This is a genomic window from Staphylococcus auricularis (genome assembly GCF_051172115.1).
In the GTDB taxonomy this organism is placed as follows: Bacteria; Bacillota; Bacilli; order Staphylococcales; family Staphylococcaceae; genus Staphylococcus; species Staphylococcus auricularis_A.
Genome location: NZ_JBPIZN010000014.1, coordinates 1 through 1,620, shown reverse-complemented (window position 1 = coordinate 1,620; position 1,620 = coordinate 1). Strand labels below are relative to the sequence as shown.

Here is a 1,620-nt window from a genome sequence, read left to right as displayed (position 1 = left end):
TATGAGCTAATCAAACATCATATATTTTATATGGAGAGTTTGATCCTGGCTCAGGATGAACGCTGGCGGCGTGCCTAATACATGCAAGTCGAGCGAACAGATAAGGAGCTTGCTCCTTTGACGTTAGCGGCGGACGGGTGAGTAACACGTGGGTAACCTACCTATAAGACTGGAATAACTCCGGGAAACCGGGGCTAATGCCGGATAACATGTTGAACCGCATGGTTCTACAGTGAAAGGCGGCTTTGCTGTCACTTATAGATGGACCCGCGCCGTATTAGCTAGTTGGTAAGGTAACGGCTTACCAAGGCAACGATACGTAGCCGACCTGAGAGGGTGATCGGCCACACTGGAACTGAGACACGGTCCAGACTCCTACGGGAGGCAGCAGTAGGGAATCTTCCGCAATGGGCGAAAGCCTGACGGAGCAACGCCGCGTGAGTGATGAAGGTCTTCGGATCGTAAAACTCTGTTATTAGGGAAGAACAAATGCGTAAGTAACTGTGCGCGTCTTGACGGTACCTAATCAGAAAGCCACGGCTAACTACGTGCCAGCAGCCGCGGTAATACGTAGGTGGCAAGCGTTATCCGGAATTATTGGGCGTAAAGCGCGCGTAGGCGGTTTTTTAAGTCTGATGTGAAAGCCCACGGCTCAACCGTGGAGGGTCATTGGAAACTGAAAAACTTGAGTGCAGAAGAGGAAAGTGGAATTCCATGTGTAGCGGTGAAATGCGCAGAGATATGGAGGAACACCAGTGGCGAAGGCGACTTTCTGGTCTGTAACTGACGCTGATGTGCGAAAGCGTGGGGATCAAACAGGATTAGATACCCTGGTAGTCCACGCCGTAAACGATGAGTGCTAAGTGTTAGGGGGTTTCCGCCCCTTAGTGCTGCAGCTAACGCATTAAGCACTCCGCCTGGGGAGTACGGCCGCAAGGCTTAAACTCAAAGGAATTGACGGGGACCCGCACAAGCGGTGGAGCATGTGGTTTAATTCGAAGCAACGCGAAGAACCTTACCAAATCTTGACATCCTTTGACCGCTCTAGAGATAGAGTCTTCCCCTTCGGGGGACAAAGTGACAGGTGGTGCATGGTTGTCGTCAGCTCGTGTCGTGAGATGTTGGGTTAAGTCCCGCAACGAGCGCAACCCTTAAGCTTAGTTGCCATCATTCAGTTGGGCACTCTAAGTTGACTGCCGGTGACAAACCGGAGGAAGGTGGGGATGACGTCAAATCATCATGCCCCTTATGATTTGGGCTACACACGTGCTACAATGGACAATACAAAGGGCAGCGAAACCGCGAGGTCAAGCAAATCCCATAAAGTTGTTCTCAGTTCGGATTGTAGTCTGCAACTCGACTACATGAAGCTGGAATCGCTAGTAATCGTAGATCAGCATGCTACGGTGAATACGTTCCCGGGTCTTGTACACACCGCCCGTCACACCACGAGAGTTTGTAACACCCGAAGTCGGTAGAGTAACCTTTTGGAGCTAGCCGCCGAAGGTGGGACAAATGATTGGGGTGAAGTCGTAACAAGGTAGCCGTATCGGAAGGTGCGGCTGGATCACCTCCTTTCTAAGGATTAATTACGGAACATCTTCTTTCGAAGATGAAGGA

At 50.9% G+C, this 1,620-nt stretch carries 1 rRNA gene; it reads left to right on the top strand.

Annotation, left to right across the window (positions count from 1 at the left end):
- Positions 1-27: 27 nt before the first annotated feature.
- A 16S ribosomal RNA gene (locus ACSBRB_RS10570) occupies positions 28-1,578 on the top strand.
- The last annotated feature ends 42 nt before the right edge of the window (positions 1,579-1,620 follow it).